The following is a 4,153-nucleotide window of genomic DNA, read 5'->3' as shown; positions in this document are numbered from 1 at the left end:
CGAACAATTATTGTGGGGAAGCCCCGCTGGGAAACCAGCGGGGCTTTCCTGCGTTGTGCACCTACCTATACGGTGGCGGGTATGAGCGGCGGCGCGCAGGTGATGTGGGACGAAGCGGTCACGAACTACGACTTCGGCCCCGAGCATCCGATGGATCCCGTCAGGCTGGCCCTGACCATGCGGCTCGTCGAAGCGTTCGGCCTCGACCGGGAGGTCGCCGTGGTGGCCGCCAGGGCGGCCGGCGAGGCCACCCTGCGCATGGTCCACCACCGCGACTACGTGGACGCGGTGAAGCGGGCGTCCGCCGACCCGCGCAGTGCCGACGGCTCCTACGGGCTCGGCACCGAGGACGACCCGGCGTTCGCCGCCATGCACGACGCGTCCGCGCTCATCGCCGGCCAGTCCGTGGGGGCCGCCGAGGCCGTCTGGCGGGGGGACGCGCTGCACGCCGTCAACTTCGCCGGCGGCCTGCACCACGCGATGCCGGGGTCCGCCGCCGGCTTCTGCGTCTACAACGACGCGTCGCTGGCCATCGCGCGCCTGCTCGAACTCGGCGCCGAACGGGTCGCCTACGTGGACATCGACGTGCATCACGGCGACGGTGTGCAGGCGACGTTCTGGGACGACCCGAGGGTCCTCACCATCTCGCTGCACGAGCACCCGCGGGTGCTGTTCCCCGGCACCGGCTGGCCCGAGGAGTGCGGAGCGCAGGGCGCGGAGGGCAGCGCGGTCAACGTCGCGCTGCCGCCCGGCACCGCCGACGGGGGCTGGCTGCGGGCCCTGCACGCCGTGGTGCCCGACCTGCTGGACGCCTTCCGGCCGACGGTGCTCGTCACACAGCACGGCGCCGACACCCACATGGACGACCCGCTCGCGCACCTCGCCGTCACCGTCGACGCCCAACGCGCCGCCGCGCAGGCCCTGCACGGGTGGGCGCACGAGTACGCCGACGGCCGGTGGATCGCGCTCGGCGGCGGTGGGTACGCCGTGGTGGACGTGGTGCCGCGCAGCTGGACGCACCTGGTCGCCATCGCGGCCGGCAAGCCCATCCCGGCCGCGACGGACACCCCTGAGGAGTGGCGGCACGCGGTGTACGCGCGGACCATGCAGAAGGCGCCGCGTCGCATGACGGACGGCCGGGAGCCCACCTGGCGGTCCTGGGACGACGGCTACGACCCGGCCGACGCCCTTGACCAGGCCGTGCTGGCCACCCGCCGGGCCGTCTTCCCCGCCCACGGCCTGCTGCCCTGACGGCCGGCCCCCGAACGTCCCTCGCCGAGGCGCCCCAGCGACGACGGGGGCTCCCCGCGACGCCCCCGAGCCGCCCGGGGGGTCGGACCTCCTGTCGAAGGGTGGTGTCCGGTCGTTGTCCGGGCCGGGGCGCGGCCTGACGTTCCATCATGCCGACTGTGTCGACTGTGGGCGCCCTCCGGGCGCATCTGCTCGCTGCGGGGCTGGCCGGCACCGTGGCCACGCAGCGCGAGAAGAGCCTGCTGCGGTACCGCCTCTTCGCGGCCCGCGACCCTCGGGCGTTGCTGGGCCTGGAACCGGCGCGGGACTGGACGGTGCCCGAGGTGCTGGCCCTGATGGCGGCCGAGTGCGGGGTGTCCGCCGATCCCGGGCGGCTCCGCGGCCCCGAGGTGATCGACCCGGACCTGACCGTCGCGGGTCTGGGCCGGTTCGCCGATCGGCTGGCCGCGGTCGCCGGGCGGCGGTCACCGGTGCTGATCGGCACCGGTCACCCCTCCCGTCTCCTGGAGTTCTACGCCGACTTGGCGTCCGCGCTCTCCGCGGCGGGCTGCCCGGTGCTCACCCCCGGTGCTGGACGATGTATCGACATAACGACCCGGTTTGGCGTACGTCCGTACGGCCTTTCCTATGTACGCGGCGTCGCACTGGTCCGCGCGACCGGCGCGCGGTCGCCACTGGATGCGCCCGGCGCACACACTCACTCACCGCTGCCGGTGAGGGTCGCCCTGGACGCCGCGGCGAGCTCCGGAGGGCCGCTGCCGGCGATGGTGATCGGCGACCACGGATGGGTCTGCGGCGCAGGTCAGCTGGGCATTGAGGCGATGGGGCCGGCGGACGCGGACGACCCCGCGCTCTTCGTCGGTCAGGCTGAGGGAAAGGTCGCGGTGGCGGTCCCGCTCGATGATGCTGTGCGGTCCGAGTGCTACCGCCCGCTCACGCGCTATGTACTCAAACAAGCCTGTCTGTCACAGTAGGAGGCCGATCGCTACTCCTCTTCCCCACTTGCATCACCCGCCCCTAATCTGGGGAGGAGCGCGCATGCGAGATGGAGTCACCGGAGGGGAAGCCGGTGCCCGACATGTGCGGAAGGTCAGGTGTGTGTGACATGGCTGCTGGTGAGAAGCCTCTGAGCGAGGTCAACTTTCTGACGGTGGCGGAAGTCGCCGCGGTGATGCGTGTGTCCAAGATGACCGTGTACCGGTTGGTGCACAGCGGTCATCTGCCGGCGATCCGGGTGGGAAGGTCCTTCCGGGTCCCGGAGAACGCCGTCCACGAGTACCTTCAACAGTCCTATGTGGGGGTGGAGAGCGCCTGAGGGGGGCCGGTGACCGTCCTCGGTTCACGACCATCACTCGGTGGCGGGTAGGCTGGGCCGACGTAGGTAGTGTGGGCTCGGACGCCCCGCACCGAGTGAATCGAAGTGAGCGAGGGTAGTCGTGGGCTCTGTTATCAAGAAGCGGCGCAAGCGGATGGCGAAGAAGAAGCACCGCAAGCTGCTCAAGCGCACGCGTGTGCAGCGTCGCAACAAGAAGTGAGCGACCGCATGACACGCTGGTCCTGAGAGACCAACACACCCCGGCCCTCCCACCGTTCTGCGGTGGGAGGGCCGCGGTGTGTTCGGGGCCCCTCCCTCGGGGTACCCGGCCGCCGGTTCGGTGGGCCTGTTCGGGGCAGCTGAGCCGTGTGGGGCCACGACAGCGCAATGTCCAGCGGATACGGTGGGCCGGGAGCCAGTCCGCGGCGCTGCAGGCAGCCGCGGGAGCAGCGTCGAGAAGGGGCAGGGGCCTTGGGCAGAGTCGTTCTGGTCACCGGAGCCGCGCGACAGCTCGGTGGCCGCTTCGTGCGGCGGGTCCTGCGAGAACCGGACGTGGACCGGGTGATCGCGGTGGACGCAATGACCCCGACCCACCAGCTCGGCGGCGCCGAGTTCGTACGGGCGGACATCCGGCAGCCCGCGATCGGCAAGCTCGTGGTCGAGCAGGGCGTCGACACCGTCGTCCACCTGGACGTGACGGGCACCCCGCTGGGCCCCCGGAGCAGCCGGACCGCGCTCAAGGAGACCAACGTCATCGGCACCATGCAGCTGCTCGGCGCCTGCCAGAAGGCGCCCGCGGTGCAGCGGCTGGTGGTGAAGTCCAGCACCAACGTCTACGGCTCCGCGCCGCGGGACCCGGCGGTCTTCGTCGAGTCGACGGTGCCCAAGGCGCTGCCCAGCGGCGGGTTCGCCAAGGACGCCGTCGAGGTGGAGGGCTACGTGCGCGGCTTCGCCCGGCGCCGGCCCGACGTCGCCGTGACGGTGCTGCGGTTCGCCAACATCCTCGGGCCGAACGCCGACACCCCGCTCGCCGAGTACTTCCGGCTGCCGGTGCTGCCGACCGTCTTCGGGTACGACCCCAGGCTGCAGTTCGTGCACGAGGACGACACGATCGACGTGCTGCTGCTCGCCGCCGGTGAACCGCCGCGCGGCACGCTGAACGCCGGCACCTTCAACATCGCCGGGGACGGCGTGCTGCTGCTGTCGCAGTGCGCCCGCCGCCTGGGACGGCCCACGCTGCCGCTGCTGATGCCGGCGATCCGCTGGGCCGGCACGGCGTTGCGCACGGTGGGGGTCACCGACTTCTCACCCGAACAGATCCGGCTGCTCACCCACGGCCGGGTCGTCCGTACCGAACAGATGCGTGAGGTGCTGGGCTTCAGGCCGCGGCACAGCACCGCAGCCACGTTCGCCGACTTCGCCCGCTGCCACGGCCCGGGGCTGCTGCCGCCGGAAGCCCTGGCCCGGGCCGTGGACCGCATCGAGGAGGCCGTCCGCCATGGCTGACGCCAAGGTCATCCCGTTCGACGACGACCGGGCCCGCGGGGCCGGCACCGGCGCTGGGCGCGGCCACCGGCCGCCCCATCG

Annotated in this window: 5 protein-coding genes; all 5 read left to right on the top strand. The window is 72.1% G+C overall.

Annotated features, from left to right (window positions below; all coding sequences use genetic code 11):
• Window positions 1–81 precede the first annotated feature (81 nt).
• Window positions 82–1,251, top strand: coding sequence for an acetoin utilization protein AcuC (locus ACYVE9_RS17790; RefSeq protein ID WP_461028864.1), 1,170 nt, complete (start codon window positions 82–84; stop codon window positions 1,249–1,251).
• A 158-nt stretch (window positions 1,252–1,409) separates the two neighbouring features.
• Complete coding sequence (locus tag ACYVE9_RS17785; protein ID WP_461028863.1) at window positions 1,410–2,225, top strand: phosphatase; 816 nt, start codon at window positions 1,410–1,412, stop codon at window positions 2,223–2,225.
• Between the two features lie 131 nt (window positions 2,226–2,356).
• Window positions 2,357–2,566 carry a helix-turn-helix domain-containing protein gene (locus tag ACYVE9_RS17780; RefSeq protein ID WP_191211255.1) on the top strand — a complete coding sequence of 70 codons (210 nt, stop codon included), beginning with the start codon at window positions 2,357–2,359 and terminating at the stop codon, window positions 2,564–2,566.
• A gap of 121 nt (window positions 2,567–2,687) precedes the next feature.
• On the top strand, window positions 2,688–2,786 hold the full coding sequence (locus tag ACYVE9_RS17775) for a 30S ribosomal protein bS22 (protein ID WP_003948845.1): 99 nt from the start codon (window positions 2,688–2,690) through the stop codon (window positions 2,784–2,786).
• 251 nt (window positions 2,787–3,037) lie between these two features.
• Window positions 3,038–4,072 (top strand): NAD-dependent epimerase/dehydratase family protein, encoded by a 1,035-nt coding sequence (locus ACYVE9_RS17770; RefSeq protein ID WP_461028862.1) that lies wholly within the window; start codon window positions 3,038–3,040, stop codon window positions 4,070–4,072.
• Window positions 4,073–4,153 lie beyond the last annotated feature (81 nt).

Source organism: Streptomyces sparsus (genome assembly GCF_054776295.1).
The sequence above is the reverse complement of the archived record's forward strand: the minus strand, read 5'-3'. Positions and strand labels throughout refer to the sequence as shown.